2 protein-coding genes and 1 pseudogene are annotated in these 2013 nt (G+C 71.6%); 2 read left to right on the top strand and 1 reads right to left on the bottom strand.

Translation table 11 applies throughout. From position 1 onward, the window contains the following. A pseudogene (locus tag D183_RS28095) lies at nucleotides 1-230 on the bottom strand (hypothetical protein); the annotation flags it as partial. Between D183_RS28095 and trxA the strand changes: the two are divergent. Together trxA and D183_RS0120470 are read left to right on the top strand one after the other, a co-directional pair. Continuing rightward, nucleotides 229-1089, top strand: coding sequence for a thioredoxin (trxA, locus tag D183_RS0120475; RefSeq protein WP_017917519.1), 861 nt, complete (start codon nucleotides 229-231; stop codon nucleotides 1087-1089). The pseudogene D183_RS28095 and the gene trxA sit on opposite strands and share 2 nt — an antisense overlap. Nucleotides 1090-1245: 156 nt before the next feature. Continuing rightward, nucleotides 1246-2013: FecR family protein (locus tag D183_RS0120470; protein ID WP_198527684.1), on the top strand; the 768-nt coding region annotated here is incomplete at its 3' end.

The raw sequence follows: 2013 nt of genomic DNA, 5'->3' as shown, positions 1-2013 counted from the left end.
AGCATCGCCGCCACCGCGGCCACCGCCAGCAGCGGCCCGATCCAGCGCAGCACCCGTTCGCTCACCTCGCCCATCCGTTCCCGTCCTTTCGCGCCGCCATGGCGCCTCCAGCCGGGCATTGTCGCCGCTGCGGCCGCGGCCGGCACGCGCGGCGTGGCGCCGCCGCCCTTGCATCGGCGCCGCGGCGCCTCCATACAAAGCGTCCTCTCGCCTGCGATGACACTGTCCATGTCCGACACGCCCCACGTTTTCGACGCCAAGACCGAGACCTTCGAAGCCGACGTGCTGCAGCGCTCGCTGCAGACGCCGGTGCTGGTGGACTTCTGGGCGCCCTGGTGCGGCCCGTGCAAGACCCTGAGCCCGATCCTGGAAAAACTGGCGGCCGAGTACAACGGCGGCTTCGTGCTGGCCAAGGTCGACGTGGACCAGGAGCAGCAGATCGCCGCGGCGTTCCAGATCCGCTCGGTGCCGACGGTGTTCCTGGTCAAGGGCGGACAGTTGGTGGATGGCTTCCCCGGCGCCCTGCCCGAGGGCCAGTTGCGCGAGTTCCTGACCCAGCACGGGATCGTGCCGCTGGCCGCGCAGGAACCGGCCGAGGACGTGCCGGCGGCGCCGCTGGATCCGCAGGCCGAGGTGCAGCGCCTGCGCGAGGCGGTGGCGGCCGAGCCGGACAAGGACGAACTGAAGCTGGATCTGGCCCTGGCCTTGGTCAAGGTCGGCGCCGCCGCCGAGGCCGAGACCCTGATCGACGCATTGCCGGCCAATCTCGCCACCGACGAGCGCGCGGTGCGGGCACGGGCGCGACTGGGCTTCGTCGGCGCGCTGCAGGCCGCCCCGCCGCTGGAGACCCTGCAGGCCACGCTGGCGCAGGATCCGACCGATCTCAAGACGCGCTACCTGCTGGGCGTGCGCCACCTGGTCGGCGGCGACGACGCGGCCGCGCTGGAACAGTTCCTGGAGATGCTGCGCCAGGACCGCGCGTTCGAGGACGGCCTGCCGAAGAAGGCGCTGATCGATGCGTTCCGGGTGATCGAGGACGAGGATCTGGTCGGGCAGTACCGTAGGAAGATGTCCGCCCTGTTGTTCTGAGATTACAATCTCAGGTCCAGCGGCTGACTACGGCGTCTCCGGCCGCTGCGACGGACGGACGCGACCCGGCCTGACCCCAGGATGCCGCGATCAGGGACGAACGCCGCCTGCAGCCCCGCAGGCAGCGCCGGCCTGGTCTTTTGCCGGATGTATGCCGTGAACCAGTTCGATCGCCGCATGGCCTCGCCCACCCGCACCTCGTGGGCAGGCGCACGCAGACTGGCCGGCCTGCTGTGCTGGATTGGCCTGCTGCTCGCCCCCACTGCGATGGCGCAGGACTGGCACTACCGGGTGCGCCCCGGCGATACGCTCTGGGATCTCGGCCGGCTGTATCTGCGCCCGGGCATGGACTGGGCGCGGTTGGGCCAGCACAACCAGGTCGCCGATCCGCAGCGGCTGGTGCCGGGATCGCGCCTGCGGTTTCCGATCGCCTGGCTGCGCGTGCAACCGGCGCCGGCGCGGCTGGTCGCCCTGCGTGGACAGATCAGCGTGCAGACCGCCGACCGGGCGACGCTCTCGGCGCAGCAAGGCATGCCGCTGCCGATCGGCAGCGCGCTGCAGACCGGTGCCGATGCCAGCGCGACCGTGCAGTTCGCCGACGGCTCGCGCATGCAGGTGCGTGAGAACAGCCTGGTGCGCTTCGACCAGCTCGTCCGCTACGGCGCTACCGGCATGGTCGATACCCGGGTGCGGCTGGAGAAGGGTCGCACCAGCAACGACGTCATCCCCGCCACCGGTCCCGCCTCGCGCTACATCATCCAGACCCCGTCCAGCACCAGCAGTGTGCGCGGCACCCGCTTCCGGGTCGGCGCCGGCAGCGACAGCGCGTTCGCCAGCACCGAGGTGCTGCAGGGCGCGGTGCGCGTCGCCGGCCAGGGCGGCCAGCGCCTGCTGCAGCCAGGCGAGGCGGCGCGGGTCGCCACC

This window comes from Xanthomonas sp. SHU 199, assembly GCF_000364665.1.
Lineage (GTDB): Bacteria > Pseudomonadota > Gammaproteobacteria > Xanthomonadales > Xanthomonadaceae > Xanthomonas_A > Xanthomonas_A sontii.
Note: the sequence above shows the minus strand (reverse complement) of the source record. Positions and strands in the feature narration are given on the sequence as shown.

Coding starts and splice junctions, on each gene's coding strand:
- trxA (WP_017917519.1), top strand. CDS start 229: ATGTCCGACACGCCCCACGTTTTCGACGCCAAGACCGAGACCTTCGAA.